Source organism: Collinsella aerofaciens (assembly GCF_015561195.1).
Lineage (GTDB): Bacteria > Actinomycetota > Coriobacteriia > Coriobacteriales > Coriobacteriaceae > Collinsella > Collinsella aerofaciens_AC.
The window spans coordinates 13183-29404 of the sequence record NZ_JADMSU010000001.1 but is presented as its reverse complement, the minus strand read 5'-3'; the positions used below and the strand labels follow the sequence as shown (position 1 = coordinate 29404).

At 60.6% G+C, this 16222-nt stretch carries 13 protein-coding genes; 6 read left to right on the top strand and 7 right to left on the bottom strand.

Annotated features, from left to right (window positions below; genetic code table 11):
* Positions 1-131: 131 nt before the first annotated feature.
* Both I2H81_RS00110 and I2H81_RS00105 read left to right on the top strand, forming a co-directional pair.
* On the top strand, positions 132-1208 hold the full coding sequence (locus tag I2H81_RS00110; protein ID WP_195644025.1) for a hypothetical protein: 1077 nt from the start codon (positions 132-134) through the stop codon (positions 1206-1208).
* 296 nt (positions 1209-1504) lie between these two features.
* A complete protein-coding gene (locus I2H81_RS00105) occupies positions 1505-2875 on the top strand; it encodes an amidohydrolase family protein (RefSeq protein ID WP_229107981.1) in 1371 nt (456 codons plus the stop codon).
* A gap of 132 nt (positions 2876-3007) precedes the next feature.
* On the opposite strand, the gene I2H81_RS00100 is transcribed toward I2H81_RS00105, so the two are convergent.
* The 7 genes from I2H81_RS00100 to I2H81_RS10545 form a co-directional block, all read right to left on the bottom strand.
* Positions 3008-3481 (bottom strand): hypothetical protein, encoded by a 474-nt coding sequence (locus tag I2H81_RS00100; RefSeq protein ID WP_195644023.1) that lies wholly within the window; start codon positions 3479-3481, stop codon positions 3008-3010.
* A 146-nt stretch (positions 3482-3627) separates the two neighbouring features.
* The gene (locus I2H81_RS00095; RefSeq protein WP_226812542.1) at positions 3628-3897 is read right to left on the bottom strand and encodes a metal-sensing transcriptional repressor; all 270 of its coding nucleotides are present in this window, start codon (positions 3895-3897) and stop codon (positions 3628-3630) included.
* Positions 3898-3947: 50 nt separating this feature from the next.
* Positions 3948-4169 (bottom strand): heavy-metal-associated domain-containing protein, encoded by a 222-nt coding sequence (locus I2H81_RS00090; protein WP_006235338.1) that lies wholly within the window; start codon positions 4167-4169, stop codon positions 3948-3950.
* 147 nt (positions 4170-4316) lie between these two features.
* A complete protein-coding gene (locus I2H81_RS00085; RefSeq protein ID WP_195644022.1) occupies positions 4317-6659 on the bottom strand; it encodes a heavy metal translocating P-type ATPase in 2343 nt (780 codons plus the stop codon).
* Between the two features lie 492 nt (positions 6660-7151).
* Positions 7152-8225 (bottom strand): DUF6273 domain-containing protein, encoded by a 1074-nt coding sequence (locus tag I2H81_RS00080; protein WP_195644021.1) that lies wholly within the window; start codon positions 8223-8225, stop codon positions 7152-7154.
* Positions 8226-8228: 3 nt separating this feature from the next.
* A complete protein-coding gene (locus I2H81_RS00075) occupies positions 8229-9236 on the bottom strand; it encodes a protein kinase domain-containing protein (protein ID WP_195644020.1) in 1008 nt (335 codons plus the stop codon).
* A gap of 171 nt (positions 9237-9407) precedes the next feature.
* Complete coding sequence (locus I2H81_RS10545) at positions 9408-10370, bottom strand: FHA domain-containing protein (protein WP_195644019.1); 963 nt, start codon at positions 10368-10370, stop codon at positions 9408-9410.
* Between the two features lie 508 nt (positions 10371-10878).
* On the opposite strand from I2H81_RS10545, the gene I2H81_RS00065 reads away from it, so the two are divergent.
* From I2H81_RS00065 to I2H81_RS10540, 4 genes are all read left to right on the top strand, one after another.
* Entirely contained in the window at positions 10879-13122 is a 2244-nt protein-coding gene (locus I2H81_RS00065; protein WP_195644017.1) for a DEAD/DEAH box helicase, read from the top strand.
* A 619-nt stretch (positions 13123-13741) separates the two neighbouring features.
* Positions 13742-14503 (top strand): 4Fe-4S dicluster domain-containing protein, encoded by a 762-nt coding sequence (locus I2H81_RS00060; protein WP_195644016.1) that lies wholly within the window; start codon positions 13742-13744, stop codon positions 14501-14503.
* 294 nt (positions 14504-14797) lie between these two features.
* A complete protein-coding gene (locus I2H81_RS00055; protein ID WP_195644015.1) occupies positions 14798-15310 on the top strand; it encodes a PTS sugar transporter subunit IIA in 513 nt (170 codons plus the stop codon).
* Between the two features lie 18 nt (positions 15311-15328).
* Positions 15329-16183, top strand: a complete 855-nt coding sequence (locus I2H81_RS10540; protein ID WP_195644014.1) for a PRD domain-containing protein — start codon at positions 15329-15331, stop codon at positions 16181-16183.
* The last annotated feature ends 39 nt before the right edge of the window (positions 16184-16222 follow it).

Here is a 16222-nt window from a genome sequence, read left to right as displayed (position 1 = left end):
TGGAGAACGTCTAACTGTTACAGATCGAGACGTTTGGCACCTGGTTGGGGGAATGTCTCAATCTGTAACATCTACAGTCCAAAAATCGGTCTTCCTGTTACAGATCAAGACATTTATCAGCGGAGGCAACGGTGACGATGGTCCATTTGTCCGATGTGGTGGTGATGGAAGTGTCTAATACCGTTTTCAAACACAAGCATGCAACACGTAACACCTTGGCGCGGAATAGGATGCTTGCCAGGCTCACGGAGGCGACCGAGCAAGGTGCGCTGCTCGCAACGCATGACAATGCCGAGCTCATGTGGCTGCGGCGTCATGTTGGAACCGACGATATCGCGGAACCCGAGCCGTATTTGTTCTGCTTTCAACATGATTGGGGTGTACTGACGCCGGCGGAGCGAACGCTGCGTACCATCAAAGGGCTTGCAGAGTTTCATCCCGATTGGGCGTTTTGGGGTTATGACGCGGCGCTTTTGTGGGGCCTGGAGGTGCCGAATGATCTGCTTGGGTCGCGTTTTCTTGTTAAGACGGGTTGTTCGGTGACGTTGAGCGGCGGGTGCAGGTTGTTGCGTCCGCAGATGGCGGGCGCACTCGAGCATGTTGATGGCGTGCGGGTGACGTCGTTTTGGCGCACGGTGGAGGATTGCCTACTGCGCGCGCCGTTCTCCTACGGGTTGGCGATTGCCGATTCTGCACTGCGGGCAAAAAGCGTATCACGTGGGGATTTGTGCGAGCGCCTCCGCGCCGATTGCGAGGGCAGGCGAGGGTATCGCAGGGCACAGGTGATTGCGTCGTATGCGGACGGGCTGTCTGAAAACGGCGGCGAGTCTCGGTTCCGAGCATTCTTTATTGCGTACGGTTTTCCGGTTCCGGAGCTGCAGGTGGAGTTTCGCGACCCGCTCGATCCGAGCCAGGTGTTTCGCGTCGACTATTTTTGGCGGCTCGAGGACGGGACGTGTGTCATCGGCGAGCTCGACGGAAAGGGGAAGTACACCTTGCAGAGCGGCGAGGGTCGGGAGTCGGTTGACCCATTCGTGGCAGAGCGTCAGCGGGAATCTCATCTGACAATGCTCGGGCATAAGGTGCTTCGGTTTACGTTTAACGAACTCAAAGGCCCGGGGAAGCTAGTCGAGAAAATGAGGCTGGCGGGTATTCCTCGGCAGGTTGAATTGGCTGAGGAGTGGAGATGCCAGTGGTATGGGCGCTGAGAGGTCTTGTCTCGATCTGTAACGTTTAGAGGCTGTTTGAGCTCGTAATTGTTACAGATCGAGACAAGCCGGTGAAACGTCGACCGAATGTCTCGATCTGTAACATCAAGAGGCCTAATAACCCTGTACCTGTTACAGATCGAGACATTTCCCTGGTGTCGCTGGGGTGGGACTGCAACGTGTTCCGTCTCCCCACATCCCCTCTTCCTTCCGTTAACCGATGCGTCTGCAGCAATCCAGCGGGACTAGGTGATAATGGACAAATGTTCAAGTTAATCGTGAGGGAGGAGCTCGATATGGCATCTGCCGATCGTTCCACGTTGTTTATCAATGCGACCGTTCTGGATGGCTCAGGACATATGGAGCCGCTGCCCGACATGGCCGTGGCCGTCGAGCGTGGCATCATCACCTGGATGGGGCCGAGCGCTGTGGCGCAGGCGCCTGCAGGTGCCGAGGTCATCGACTTGGCAGGGGCGTATCTCATGCCGGGTCTCATCAATATGCATGTGCATCTGTGCGGTTCGGGCAAGCCGGTTTCGGCGGGCGATGCGGGCGCACTGATGAAGAAGCTCGATAATCCGGTGGGCCGCGCCATCGTTCGCCACATCCTCAAGGGCAGCGCTCAGCAGCAGCTGGCAAGCGGCGTGACTACGGTGCGCGGTGCGGGTGACCCGCTGTTTGCCGACATCGCCGTGCGCAACGCTATCGACGCCGGCAAGTATCAGGGTCCGCGTCTGGTGGCGCCGGGAACGGGCGTCACGGTGCCGGGCGGCCATGGTGCGGGCTTGTTCGCCCAGGTGGCTAATAGTCCCGCCGAGGCAGCCGAACAGGTGCGAGGCCTGTATGCGCGCGGTGCCGATGTCATCAAGCTGTTCGTGACGGGCGGCGTGTTCGACGCGACCGAGGTGGGCGAGCCGGGCGTGCTGCGTATGCCGGTGGAGGTTGCGGCAGCGGCGTGCAAGGCGGCGCACGAGGTGGGCCTGCCGGTTATGGCCCATGTCGAGAGTACCGAGGGCGTGAAGGCCGCGCTTGAGGCCGGCGTTGACACGATTGAGCACGGTGCCCCGATGACGCCCGAGATCCTGGAGCTGTACCGTGGAGCCGCGGGCACGCAGCTCGAGGGACGCGCGCCGAGTGTGACCTGCACTATCAGCCCGGCGCTGCCGTTTGTGTTGCTCGACCCGGAAAAGACTCATTCGACTGACACGCAAAAGAAGAACGGCGACATCGTGTGCTCGGGCATCATCGAGAGTGCTCGTGCGGCGCTGGATGCCGGCGTTAAGGTGGGTCTGGGCACGGACTCGAGCTGCCCGTTCGTGACGCAGTACGATATGTGGCGTGAGGTGGCCTATTTTGCCAAGTACGTGGGCGTGAGCAATGCGTTTGCGCTGCATACGGCCACGCAAGTCAATGCTGAGCTACTGGGCCTGGGTGACGAGACCGGTACGATCGAGTGCGGCAAGGCGGCCGACATTTTGGTGACGCGCGAGAATCCGCTCGATGACCTGGCGGTGTTGCGTGAACCGATGCATGTGATGTGCCGCGGTGACCTGGTGCGCAAGCTGAAGATCAAACGCATTCCCGAGGTGGACGCCGAGCTCGACGCGATTATGGCCATGCCTGCCGAAGCGCTGGCCGAGGAGCTTGCCCGCGACGGTGTGGCGTAGATGTGACAAAGGTGCAGCTCCGTTGCCGCATACAAAAAGCCGAGGTCTCAACACGAGGCCTCGGCTTTTTATCGAACAAATATTTAAGATTTGGGACAAACAAACCTGATTAATTTGTCCCGCGTGCGGGCGCTAGGAGCGGGTTTCCATCTTGGCGTGGCACTTGGGGCAGGTGACGCGGATCTTGCCTTTGCCCTTGGGGACGGAGAGCATCTGGCCGCAGTTGGGGCACTTGAGGTATGCCGTGGTCTTGCGTCCCTTCCACATCTTCTTGGCCGTGCGCTTGGCGCGCTCAAAGTCTTCCTTGCTCGTTCCAGCCGCGCGCGAGGTGCTGGCCGCTGCAGCGCCGCCGCCCAAGCTGGCGACAAACTTGCCCAAGCCGGGGACGTTCGCGGTCGCGGCGACAAAGGCAGCGTTTTCCTTGCGACGCGCATCGATGTTTTTGGACAGGCCGCGCAGCACGCCAATCACGATTACGGCGATGGCAATCCAGCTGAGCCACTGGATGTGGGCTATCGATCCGATCATCGCGATGACAATGCCGGCAAAACCCATCACGATGGTGAGTTCATCGGCACCATTGCGGCCCTTCATAAAGTCATTCATGCAAATTGCCTTTCGTTCGATATGCTGCACGCCTTTATACCCGATTTAGAGCAAGGGGGACAGGTCAATCTGCACCAAGGTGGTGCAAACGTACCTATCCCCGATACACCAAGATGGTGCAAAGAAGTCTGTCCCCAATGCCCCAATTACTTGGAGAGCTTGTCGACGACGCGCTCGATCTCGGCGAGCTTGGCGGCCTTGAGGTCTTCGTCGCCCGATTCGATTGCCGAAGTCACGCAGCCCTCGATATGCGCTTTGAGTACGTCGGCATTAATGCGCGCAAGGAGCGCCTGTGTGGCCATGAGCTGCGTGGAAATATCGACGCAGTAGCGGTCCTCCTCGACCATCCGCAGAATGCCGTCGATCTGACCGCGTGCCGTCTTGAGCATGCGGGTCACCGATTTGTGGTCTGCCATCATGGCGAGTCCTCGTTTCTGGTCGGGGGGTCGAATGCCTCTGGTAGCTGCTAAGCGGCGGTTACGGACAGGGCATGGAACTTCTCGCCGGCGCCCTCGACGGCGGCGGCGAGCTGCTCAGCGGTCACGGTATCGGCGCACTCCACCTGTACGGTCTGAGTCTCGTGATCGGCGTCGGCGTCGGTCACGCCTGCCACGTTGAGCAGTGCCGTCTCGACAGTGGCGTCGCAGTGGCCGCACATAAGGCCGGAAGTCTTAATTGTGTAACGCATGGGTATTCCTCTCTGTTGTGTCGGCTTTCCCAGGCACCCGACCTTGATCTTCAAGCCGTCGCTCGCGTACCAAAGTACGCGTCGCTCCTCTTTCAGGTCAATCTCGGGCACCTGGAAAACCCGTTCTAAATGGACTTAATGGTGAGCTTATTTTGCCACTTTAGGCTTAAAGGATTTCAGGCGCAGAGCGTTGCTTACGACGCAGACGCTCGACAGGCTCATGGCCGCGGCGCCAAACATCGGCGAGAGCTGCCACCCGGTGAGCGGGAAGAACACGCCCGCCGCCAGCGGAATGCCGATGCCGTTGTAGAACAGCGCCCAGAACAGGTCCTGCTTGATGTTGCGAATCGTGGCGCGCGAAAGCTCGATGGCCCGCGCAGCATCCATGAGGTCGCTGCGCATGAGCACCACATCTGCCCCTTCTTTGGCGATGTCGGCGCCGGTGCCAATCGCAAGGCCCACGTCGGCGCGCGCCAGGGCGGGGGAGTCGTTGATGCCGTCGCCCACCATGGCGACCTTGCTGCCCGCATCCTGCAGTTCGCGCACGTGGCGCTCCTTGTCGGCGGGGAGGACGTCGGCGATGACCTGCGCACGGTCGAGGCCCACGCGGCGGGCGATTGCTTCGGCGGTGACGCAGTTGTCGCCGGTGAGCATGCGCACGTCGACGCCGAGCTTGCGGAGCGCGGCGATGGCCTCGGCACTCGTTTCTTTGACCTCGTCAGCCACGGCGATGGTGCCGACAAGCTCGCCGTTCTTGGCAAAGAACAGCGGCGTCTTGCCTTCGGCGGCATATTGCTCGGCAAGACCCGCGGGCACGGTAACGCCCAACTCGTCCATCAGGCGCACGTTGCCGGCTGCGATGACATTCTGCCCCTCGCGCGCCGTAACGCCACGTCCGGGTACGGCGACAAAGTTCTCGACCATGCGCGCGACGATCCCGCGCGTCTCGCACTCGGCCATAATCGCCTCTGCCAGCGGGTGCTCGCTCGAGCGCTCCAGCGCGGCGGCCAGCTTGAGCAGCGCCTTTTCGCTCATGGCGGGCGAGCCGTCAGCGCGCGTGGCCACCTCAATGTCGGTTACAGCCGGCTTGCCGCGGGTGACGGTGCCAGTCTTGTCGAGCACCACGGTGCCCACGCTGCGCAGGTTCTCCAGCGCCTCGGCGCTCTTGAACAGAATGCCCATTTCGGCGCCCTTGCCGGTGCCCACCATAATGGCGACGGGTGTGGCCAGACCCAGCGCGCACGGGCAGCTGATCACCAGCACGGCGACGGCGGAGGTGAGCGCTTCGTTGACGCTTCCGGTCGAAACCATCCATGCCACAAAAGTTACGGCAGAGATTGCGAACACTACGGGCACGAACACGCCGGCGACCTTGTCGGCCATGCGGGCGATGGGCGCCTTGGTGGCGTTGGCGTCCTCGACGAGCTGGATAATCTTGGCGAGCGACGTGTCGGCGCCCACACGCGTGGCGCGGAAGGTAAACGAACCGGTGCGGTTGACCGTGGCCGCGTTGACGGTGGCACCGGCGGTCTTTTCCACGGGGATGGACTCGCCGGTGAGCGCACTCTCGTCCACGGCCGAGCTGCCCTCGAGCACCACGCCGTCAACGGGGATGGACTCTCCGGGGCGTACGCGCAGGATCTGGCCGGGAAGGATACTGTCGACGTCGACGGTGGTTTCGGTGCCGTCGTCGGCAACGACGGTCGCGGTCTTGGGCGCCAGGTCGATGAGCGCTTCGATGGCGCCGCCGGTTTTGGACTTGCTGCGCGTTTCGAGGTATTTGCCCACGGTGACGAGCGACAGGATCGTGCCCGCACTCTCAAAATACAGGTTGTCCATGCCTGTCATCATGGCCTCGTGGATTTGCCCGGCGGCCAGCTGGTCGGCCATGATAAACATTGCATAGAGCGACCAGGCGATGGACGCGGTGGCGCCGACGGCGATGAGAGCGTCCATGGTCGGCGCGCCGTGCGCGAGCGATTTAAACCCGTTGATAAAGTACGCGTCGTTGACGTAGACGATGGGGATGAGCAGGACGAGCTCGGTGAGCGCGAGCGTCATGCTGCGGGTATGGTCGGTGAAAATGCCGGGTAGCGGCCAGCCAAGCATGTGCCCCATGCCTATGTAGAACAGTGGGATGAGGAATACGATCGAGACGATGAGGCGGGTGCGCATGGCGGAGGCGGCGGCCTCCAGCTTTTTGGTAGGCGACTCCATATGGGCGGCGCCGGACCTGGCTTGCGCACTGCCGTTTGAGCCGGCGGCACCGGTGCCCACATCGACGGGCGAGGCCGAGTAGCCTGCGCGGTCGACGGCGGTGCAGATATCGTCGGGGGAGACCTGCGCGGGGTCGTAGTCCACCAGCATAGAGCCGGCGAGCAGATTGACCGCGACGCTCTCGACGCCGTCGAGCTTGCTCACGGCACGGTCCACGTGCGCCTGACAGGCGGCGCATGTCATGCCACCCACATCGAATTTATCTTGAGCCATGGCTTCTCCTTTCTGTGGCGTAGTGTCGGAAATGTTAACCAACCGATACTATACACCCATACCCCCTGGGGGTGTCCAGTACAGAAAGAAATATATGACATTTCGCTACAGATGAGGGTAGTTGGTTGGCTGATGGACCGTCCCAACCAATCATCTCAATCTGTAACATCTAGCAGGGAAAATGACCTCTAACTGTTACAGACCAACACATAGAAATCGGCCGAAAACTAACGTCTCGATCTGTAACATCTAGGCCCCGTTTTACCGAGTATTTGTTACAGATCAAGACAAACAGTTGGCAGGAAACTCAATGTCTCGATCTGTAACATCTAGCAGCAAATATGACCCCTTACTGTTACAGATCGAGACAGACCGTCCGCGGTCAACTCAAATGTCTCGTTCTGTAACATCTAGACCTGTATCTGCCGAGCTAGTGTTACAGATCGAGACAATTGCCGGGGAGGGGTCCCGTCACGGCAAGACGCCCGCCGCCTAGATGCAGAACCCGGGGATCACACAGGTTAGCTTGTTTGGCTTTTCCGCAGGCGTTGCGTACGTAAAGACGTCGCCGTCGTGCCCCACGCGGTTCATATAGAGCGTGCCTTCGCTCTCCGATGTGTCGGGGCTCACCGTGCGCTCCCACCAACAGGTGTCCTTGCCCTTCCACTGGCGGACCATCGTCTCGTTCGTGGAATACGGGCTCACCTTGAGCTCGCGGAAGAGTTGGTACTCCTTGCCCTCGCCGTTATAGATGTCTGCCAGGTAGTGATAGTCCTCGGCAAACGAATCGGGCGGTTGCGTACCGCACAGCTCGACCATGGCGGGCAGCCAAAGGGTTGCGGGCAACTCGCTCAGACACGATGCACTGTTGGCGGCGCCAACGTTATTTGAGATCTTTTTGACGGATTTGATGAGTGCGCGCAACTCGTTGGGCAGCAGCTTAAGGCCGTCGCCGTTGAGCCATTCCCGCAGCTCGCAATCTGCCCAGCCGGCGCTCGGCGGTTCAGCCGCAGCGTTGCGCTCGGTAATACCCGCGTCGAACATAAACGTCAGCCCGGCCTTGCCCGTCCCGTCCAGAAGTTCGTCGTGGCGGATGCCCACAAGCTGCGCGCCAACCTCCAGCCCGTTGGTGAGCGTGACACGCTTGGTGCACGGATAGGGGATATGCCCATCAGTGTCGAGCAGGTGGTAGCGCTTGGCAATCTCGCGTGCCTCGCTACGGGTCTCGGCGGCCTTAATCTTGAGCGAAATCTCCTGCAGCTGAGCCCAGGTGTAGTCGTCAAGCGAACCGCGGATGCCGTCCAGGTAGTCGGGGATGCCAAAGCCATGGGTTGCCGCCCCGATAACGCCGAGCCCCGCAACGGCTGCAACGACGCCGCCGATGACAAAGCGGCGGCGGGTCATGGCATCGTGACGGGCCTGCTCCAGGATCTCTCGTGCGCGCTCGCCGGCGACGTCGACCTTAAGGTGCGTGCCAGAATCGATATCAATTGCGGCCTCGTCTCCTGCACCCTCGCGGTCCTCAGATTCTGCAGCGGGGAGGTATGTCGAGAGCACCTCGAGCATCTGCTACTCGGTAGGGCGATCGCCCTGTTCGACCGAGATGCCTTTCATGATGATCTGCACGAGCGCTTCGTCGCCCTCGCAGCGCGGCTTGAGCGGTGCCGGCTTGGTCTTGGTCTTTATGAGGTAGAACGAGCCGGTTGCCGCGGCACCCGTCGACTCGACGTCGAACGGCTTGCGACCGCTGTAGAGCTGGTACAGAATGCTCGAAAGCGCGTAGACGTCGATTGCCGGCGAACGGCGAAGGGCCGCGATGCCTTCGATATCCTGCGTGAGCATCTCGGGCGCGGCGTATGCGGGCGTAGCAAAGCGCCAGATGTCGGCACGTCGGGTGATCGTGTCATCGCTGAGGGCCATGGTAGCGGAGCCCATGTCGATGAGGCAGGGGTCAAAGGAGCAATCGGCAATCTGTTGTTCGAGCGTTCGGCCGGTGGTGCGGAACATGATATTGGCAGGCGACAGGTCGCGGTGGACGACCGGATTCACGAGGTCTTGGGTCATCAAGAGCGCGCGTAGCACGGCGTTTCCGACGGCGGCGACCATCTGGGTGGTTAGCCCGCCCGAGGCGTCGTGCGGAAGCAAGGGCAGCGCCTGCTTGAGCGAGGTGCCCTCGACCCACTCCATGAGGATAAGCGGGTCGTCCTCGCACGATCCGTAGCCATAGACGCGCGGAAATCCGCGCAGGTGCGAGACGGTACACAGATGACGGTATTCCTCGAACAGCGCGGCGGTGTTGGCCAGATGCGCGGCCGATTGCTCGGCGGAGCGGTCGGGGGCTTGGCCGGAAAGGATGGCGTTGTCCTTGAGTAGCTTGACGGCAAAGACCTCGCCGCTCGTGTTGGTCGCGCGAAGTACGTGTCCGATATTGCCGCCGTCGCGGTATGCCGTCTGAAGAATAAGCGTCATAAACCGGCGCTTGGCGTCGTCCTCGGCACTGGGGTCGACTGCCACGGCGGTATCGAACGTGTCGAGACGGATGAGCTTGTCGCCATAGGCGCTATCGGTAGTATCCATGGCGTTCCTTTGTCTGGCATGGGTTGCCGCGCGTATACGCGGGCAGTGCGGATATCGGTAAGGTACTATCTTAGCCGCACTACCCACGTATACCGCTGGGTATTGTCGGTTACGACGCAGAAGGTAGAAGACGAAAGACGGGCGGTGACCGTCTTTCGATCACCGCCCGCGCTAATCCACAATGACAAGGAATGTCGTGTAGAGACCCAGATGGAGCCTGTCGCTGTTTTCGATTTCCACCGGGGGATAGATCTTGCCGGGCTCGCGTTGGTCGCGCGGCGGCTCAATCACAATATCGCCGTCGCCCGCGCCCGATTCGAGCACTGTGCCGTTGGTCGATCCAAGGCCCTGGGCGTACCAGTGCTCACCCTCAAGCCAAATGCGAAGATGCTCGCGCGATGCGTCGGCGCCCACATCGGTGATGCTGGGCGAGGTTTTGGGCAAAGAACCAATCACGGTGCCGCGCGGATCGCGTGTGAGGGGATGGATTTGCATGTCGACGCAGTTGTCGGCATGTGTCCTGAGCAGACCGAGGTTGGGGGCGACGGTGCGCGGCTGCTCCAGGCTGCCCATAAAGCCACGTCCGACGGTAGTTTCGGTGGTGCCAAAGTGCCCGCCCGTCTTGCTGTCGCAAAAGCGCTCGACGGTGGCCACGCCTTGGATGGGGTCGGCGAGCGCCCCTGTTGCCACAAAGAGCATAAGGTAAAGCGTACTCTTCTCGCGCACGGCATTGCCGTCAAAGTTGTCGATGTGATTGAGGGCATTTGCATATAGGCGGCTGTCCAGCTTGTAGCTGGCGAGAGCCGACATCATTTCGTTGGCGGCCGGGCCGCGATAGTGCTCGGCGATTGCCTGATAGGCGGACTCGCCGCCGCCGAGCTTGCTGCAGATTGCCGCGGAAAGATTGAGCGTGGTGACGGCAAAGTCGCTGTAGATGGCGGGCGCGCACTGGTCAGGCTCGCGATGGACGATGTAACGGGTGAGATACGAGCGGTTGGAAGAGCATTTCTCGAGCAGGGTACTGCCGAGATAAGAGTTTCCATTGATGAGCATTCGGGCGATCTCGAGATGTTTAAGACCGCCGAACGAGCGAATATCGTTATAGAGGACCGAGCAAGGCGTCTCTGCTGCCACGGATACCTCCTTTGATTGCTTCCTAGCCAATAAGGTGATAGGAATTAATGGCCCCCGGTGGGCGACGTATTAAATGGCTGCGCAATATGTAGCGTAACCAAAGCAATATTATAGGCCACATGCTCGAAATTGCAGGAGGAGCGAGAGATTTGGTTTGGACTGGACGGTAATCCCTCTCTGTCTTGATCTATAACAATTGGGACCGATTTTGCCCCGTAGCTGTTACAGATTGAGACAATCGGCCCAGACCCGCCTCGTCCGCCTCGTCATCTGTGGTTTACGTGGGGGCATGCGAAGCACGGGTATACTAACCCGCGGCGAATCTGCTCCATCGCTTAGAGCTGCTGCGTCTGGACGGCGCGTGATAGGGCTGCCAAAGCGATCGCCAGCGTGCTGAGCAACGTCCTCTCTGTGCGCACCCGTTTTTGTATGTATTAGCGCACTACCAAGCACGCCCGCGCGGCCGCATGCCGTGCCCATTGCGCGTGCAGATAAGGAACAACAACATATGCGTAATTCTGTATCCGACGTCACCGACGCCGAGATCCTGGACGAGACCCGCGAGGCCATGACCCAGGCTGCTTTCGATGCCGCCGATGAGGCCAATGCTGCCCAAGCCGTCGAGTCCGCTACCGAGAGCCTGCCCGCCTTTGACGAGCTGGGGCTTTCGGACGAGATGCTTCGTGCTATCGAGAACCTGGGCTACACGGCGCCGACGCCTGTTCAGGCCGGCTCGATTCCTGTGGTGCTCGAAGGCCGCGACCTGCTTGCCGCCGCTCAGACTGGCACCGGCAAGACGGCCGCTTTCTTGCTGCCGACCATGAACAACCTGGAGCACATTGCTCCGCCCAAACCCGTGCGCGAGCGCGGCGGCCGCAACCGCCGTCGCGGTGCCAAGAAGCCCGAGGGCAACGGCCGCGGCCCCGTGATGCTCGTCATCACCCCCACGCGCGAGCTTGCCCAGCAAATCGACGAGGTCGCCAGCAAGATCGCCGACGTCACCGGCCATGTCGCCGTGACCGTCGTGGGCGGCGTGAGCTACAAGCCGCAAACCGCCGCCCTCAAGTACGGCTGCGACATCCTGGTCGCTACGCCGGGCCGTCTGGTCGATTTGATCGAGCAGGGCGCCTGCCACCTGGACGAGGTCAAGGTGCTGGTGCTCGACGAGGCCGACCGCATGCTCGACATGGGCTTTTTGCCCGCCGTCCGCCGCATTGTGCGCGAGACGCCGGCCGAGCGCCAGACGCTGCTGTTCTCGGCCACACTTGACGAGGAGGCTGTGGGCGAGATCACCGACCTGGTGAGCGACCCGGCCCGCGTGGAGATCGCGCCCGCCACGTCGACTGCCGACACCGTCGACCAGTTTGTGTTCCCGGTGTCCATCGAGGCAAAGAACAACCTGCTGCCCGAGTTCCTCAAAAAGGAAGGCCCGGAGCGCACTATCGTCTTTATGCGCACCAAGCACCGCGCCGACAGCTGCTGCCGTCGTCTGGAGCGCAAGGGCATCAAGGCCGCCGCGATTCACGGTAACCGCAGCCAGGCTCAGCGCGAGCGTGCCCTTTCGGCCTTCCGCGACGGTACCGTCGACGTGCTGGTGGCAACCGACGTGCTTGCCCGCGGCATCGACATTAGCGACGTGCGCTACGTTGTGAACTTTGACGTGCCGGCCGAGCCGACCGACTATATCCACCGCATTGGCCGTACGGGCCGCGCCGGCGAGCTGGGCTGGGCCATTACGTTTGTGACCGAGCAGGACGTCGATGAGTTCTACGAGATTGAGAAGCTCATGGACAAGACCGCCGACATCTACGAGGCCGGCGACCTGCATGTGGGTCCCAATCCGCCCGCGGTTGACCCCGAGCGCGACCCTGCAGCCTTTAAGGTGAAGAAGAAGACCAAGCGCGGCAAGTCCAAGAGCAAGAAGAAGCTTGAGCAGGCGCGTCGTGACGGCAAGCGTAACGGCGATGACTACGGCGATGTGGCCGGTCGTTCCAACCGCGGTCGCGATGAGCGTCGCGGCGACGGCGAGCGTCCGAGCCGTCCCAAGCGCGGCGGCAAGACCCGTGTGCGCGAGGGCGTTCAGGCTCGCGTGGACGAGGCTGTGGAGAGCGTGGCCCGCGAGGTAGCTGCCGAGGAGCGCGCCGGTGCTGTTGAGCGGGGCCCGCGCGGCAACCGTGCCGAGCGTCGTGCCAAGCAGTTCCAGGGCGAGGCACACCGCCGTCGTCGTGAGGACGAGGACCGTGGCGGTCGTCGTCGTGTTGAGCGCGAGGACGAGGGCCGTGGTTCGCGCGGCGGCAAGCGCGGCTCGGGTGACCGCCGTCGTTCCGGTCGTGATGACGAGCGCGGTGGCCGTGACGAGCGTCGCGGCGGCGAGGGTCGCGGTGAGCGAGGTGCCCGTGGCGGTGAGTCCCGTGGCGGCAAGCGCTTTGAAGAGCGCGGTAGCCGCGGCGGCGAGCGTCGCGAGGGTGCTCGCGGCAATGGCGGCCGCGGCGGCGCTGGTCGTTCTAACGAGTCGCGCGATCGCCGCGATCCGCGTGCCAGCCGCGATCGTCGCGATGACTGGCGTAACTACGACGATACCCGCGAGGAGCATCGTGGCGGCTATCGTGGCGGGCGTGGCGGCAGCCAGGCCGGTTCCCGTGGCGGCCGCGCTGGCGGTCGCGATAACCGTGGCAGCTATGGTAACAGCCGTGGTGGCAAGCGCGGTGGCAGCTCCCGTCGCCCCGGCGACGGCGGCGGCAAGCGCAGATAACATACGCATCGCACGCTAGCGTGAGACAAACAAAAGGGCCCGAGCAAATAACGCTCGGGCCCTTTTGTTTACCGTGTCCATCGCTAATTCAAACGTGATTTTCTCGGGAATGCATCTGGGGGATGCCGAGGACCTATTTTCTGTCATGCAGCAATGGGTCCCATGGGGTGCGTCGTGCATTTTTTGGAGTATTCAGCAGCTCTAGTTGGCTGCATACGATTCGGTATTGCCAACGGCGGCCTTCAGATATCCCCTATGAGTGTTTTGAGTTAGATTTCGCCGTTTTTCGAAGCAAAGGTACGTCATTCTCGCTATGTCGGAACCCTAAATGACGCAGCGCCCTACAGTTTTGCTCGCCCACGGCGGTGCTGGCGCGGTCACGTTGCAGAATACTCCGTTTTTTGCACGGGCCAGGATGGGGTACCTCAGGAGAACACGGCGGTATCCCGTAAATATATACAATCTGTACCGTAATTTATACAAAACGAAGAGGCAGACAGCGTAGGGTGGGTGCATTGGGGTGCTTGGTGCACCAAAACGGGGATCCCATGCGCCGTATACTCTGTCTGAATGTGAAAACGGCTTGACGCGTTGCCTGGCGTAGGGGGAGGGTGCCTCGATGAGCGTATTCGAAATTGTGTTTAGTCCGACGGGTGGAACGCGGAAGGTGTCTGGCCTTGTGGCCGGGGCGCTGGACAAAAATACCGTTACCGTCGATCTGACCGATAGCGGGCTAGATTTCAGCGCTGTCTCGATGACTGAGGACGACGTGGCCGTAATCTCTGTGCCGGCGTATGCCGGTAGAATCCCGGCTGTGGTGGCTGACCGGTTGGGCATAGTGCGCGGCAACGGGGCTCGGACTGTTTTGGTTTGTGTATACGGAAACCGCGCATTTGAGGACACGCTCGTAGAGCTGGAGGACGTTGCGAAGCGCGCCGGATTTAGGGTGGTCGCAGCGGTTTCTGCTATTGCTGAGCATTCCGTTGCTCGTCAGTTTGCTGCTGGGCGACCGGATGCGCAGGATGCGGCGCAGCTCGCAGAGTTTGCGCAGCAAATTCAGCAAAAGCTGTTGGCTGAGGATGCATCCGAGCCCTCTATCCCCGGCAATCGTCCTTATAAACAAGCTGGAGGTCATCGCATGGCACCCGAGGCAACAGAGGATTGCGTCTCCTGCGGTGCATGCGCCGCGGCGTGCCCCGTTTGTGCTATCGACAAGGGCGACCCCAAGCGAACAGCTGGCGAGGCGTGCATCTCCTGCATGCGCTGCATCGCCGTATGTCCGCGAGGCGCTCGCAAGCTTGATCCCAACGAGCTATCCGCTGCTTCCCAGACGCTGAGCAAGGTTTGCGTCGTGCGGAAGGAATGCGAACTCTTCATCTAGCGCATACGAAATTGGTTCAAAGGGCTCAGAGCAAGGAGTGTCCCTGGGTGCCGGCAGAAAAGGAACGTCCCTAAGTGCCGCATAGATACCGTTTATCGAAGAATAAATACCGCTCACCGGTCAGAATGATTGTTCTGGCTTTGGGCTTGTCTACAATAGCTCCCGTAAAAAGAAATGCGGAAGGTTACCGAGTCCCTCGGACGTGGGCCTAACCAAAGTCTTTGAACGGGTGTGTCTCTATGGATGCATTCGCTTGATTTTGGTTGGGCTATATTTATGAAGGGACATGCCACCATGGGTTTCTTTTCTCGCCTGATGGGCGGTTCGGATGAGCAGAAGACTGCAACTTCCGAGTTCGAAATCCTCGCTCCTGTTTCCGGCGAGCTTGTTCACCTAGAAAAAACCAACGATCCCGCTTTTAGCAGCCGTGCCGTGGGCGATGGCGTTGCCGTGGTTCCCCAAGAGGGAACGGTGTGCGCTCCTGTCTCCGGTACCGTCGCGGCACTGTTCCCGACCGAGCATGCACTGGGCATCATGTCCGACGACAGCTCTGCTCAGGTGATGCTGCATATCGGAATCGACACTGTTAAGCTTGAGGGCAAGGGCTTCCATGCGCTTGTTGCCCAGGGTGACCATGTTGACGCGGGCCAGCCCCTCGTCGAGGTTGATTTCGACGCGGTTCGCGCCGCTGGCTTCGACCCCACGGTTTTTGTTATCGTGTGTGAGCGTTCGGAGAAGTCGACTCTTCGTGAGCATGCCTCCGGCCCTGTTGCTGTTAAAGAGCCTGTCGTCTGGCTTTCCGAGTAAATTCTTGTGGTGGGTACCGTGGTTATCAAGCGAGTTTTCAACAATAACGTCGCAATGGTCACTTCGGACGATGGCTCCGAGCTCATTGTCATCGGTCGAGGCCTCTGCTTTGGCCGTCATGCCGGCGACGCTATCGATGAAGCATCGGTCGAAAAGACCTATGCGCTGCAGGAGGGCACTTCTCAGGATTCGCGTACGATCGACCGCTTGGCACATCTTTTAGAGTCCATCCCCACCGTCAACCTCGTGATTTCCGAGGACATCGTTCAGATGCTTCGTCGAGAGCTCAATGTTGATGTCAACGACAAGATTCTCATTGCTCTCGCAGACCATATCAGCCTTGCTTTGGAGCGTGAGCGCAAGGGCGTCTCCTGTGAGAATCCGTTGCTGCTCGAGATCCAGCAGTTCTATCGCAAGGAGTATGCGCTTGCGGGCCGTGCGCTGCAGATTATCAAGGAGTATATGGGCATCCAGATGAGCGAAGAAGAGCAGGGTTTTATTACGCTGCATATCGTCAACGCCACTATGCCGCAACGCTCCGACCGTCTCATCATCTCGGTCCAGCTTGTTCGCGACGTACTCGCGATTGTTTCCGATCGTTACGCTGCGACCCTCGACGACACCTCGTTGCCCTATGAGCGTTTCGTCCGCCACCTGCAGTTTTTCGCACAGCGGGCGCTTGACCCCGCGGCCGGGCAGATCAATGACGATGCGCTGTTCCGAATCGATGAAACGGCGTATCCGTGCGCATTCTCGTGCGCGGACGCCATAGCCGCCCACTTGTCGTCTACCTATAACGTTGTCGTTACCGATGCCGAGAAGAGTTATCTCGCATATCACATTGTTAACCTGCTTGGAGAACCTGATCTCTAGGCATAACGTGCCCACACATCGATTGATATAAGGCAGGGC

Coding starts and splice junctions, on each gene's coding strand:
- I2H81_RS00105 (WP_229107981.1), top strand. CDS start 1,505: ATGGCATCTGCCGATCGTTCCACGTTGTTTATCAATGCGACCGTTCTG.
- I2H81_RS00100 (WP_195644023.1), bottom strand. CDS start 3,481: ATGAATGACTTTATGAAGGGCCGCAATGGTGCCGATGAACTCACCATC.
- I2H81_RS00095 (WP_226812542.1), bottom strand. CDS start 3,897: ATGGCAGACCACAAATCGGTGACCCGCATGCTCAAGACGGCACGCGGT.
- I2H81_RS00090 (WP_006235338.1), bottom strand. CDS start 4,169: ATGCGTTACACAATTAAGACTTCCGGCCTTATGTGCGGCCACTGCGAC.
- I2H81_RS00085 (WP_195644022.1), bottom strand. CDS start 6,659: ATGGCTCAAGATAAATTCGATGTGGGTGGCATGACATGCGCCGCCTGT.
- I2H81_RS00080 (WP_195644021.1), bottom strand. CDS start 8,225: ATGCTCGAGGTGCTCTCGACATACCTCCCCGCTGCAGAATCTGAGGAC.
- I2H81_RS00075 (WP_195644020.1), bottom strand. CDS start 9,236: ATGGATACTACCGATAGCGCCTATGGCGACAAGCTCATCCGTCTCGAC.
- I2H81_RS00065 (WP_195644017.1), top strand. CDS start 10,879: ATGCGTAATTCTGTATCCGACGTCACCGACGCCGAGATCCTGGACGAG.
- I2H81_RS00060 (WP_195644016.1), top strand. CDS start 13,742: ATGAGCGTATTCGAAATTGTGTTTAGTCCGACGGGTGGAACGCGGAAG.
- I2H81_RS00055 (WP_195644015.1), top strand. CDS start 14,798: ATGGGTTTCTTTTCTCGCCTGATGGGCGGTTCGGATGAGCAGAAGACT.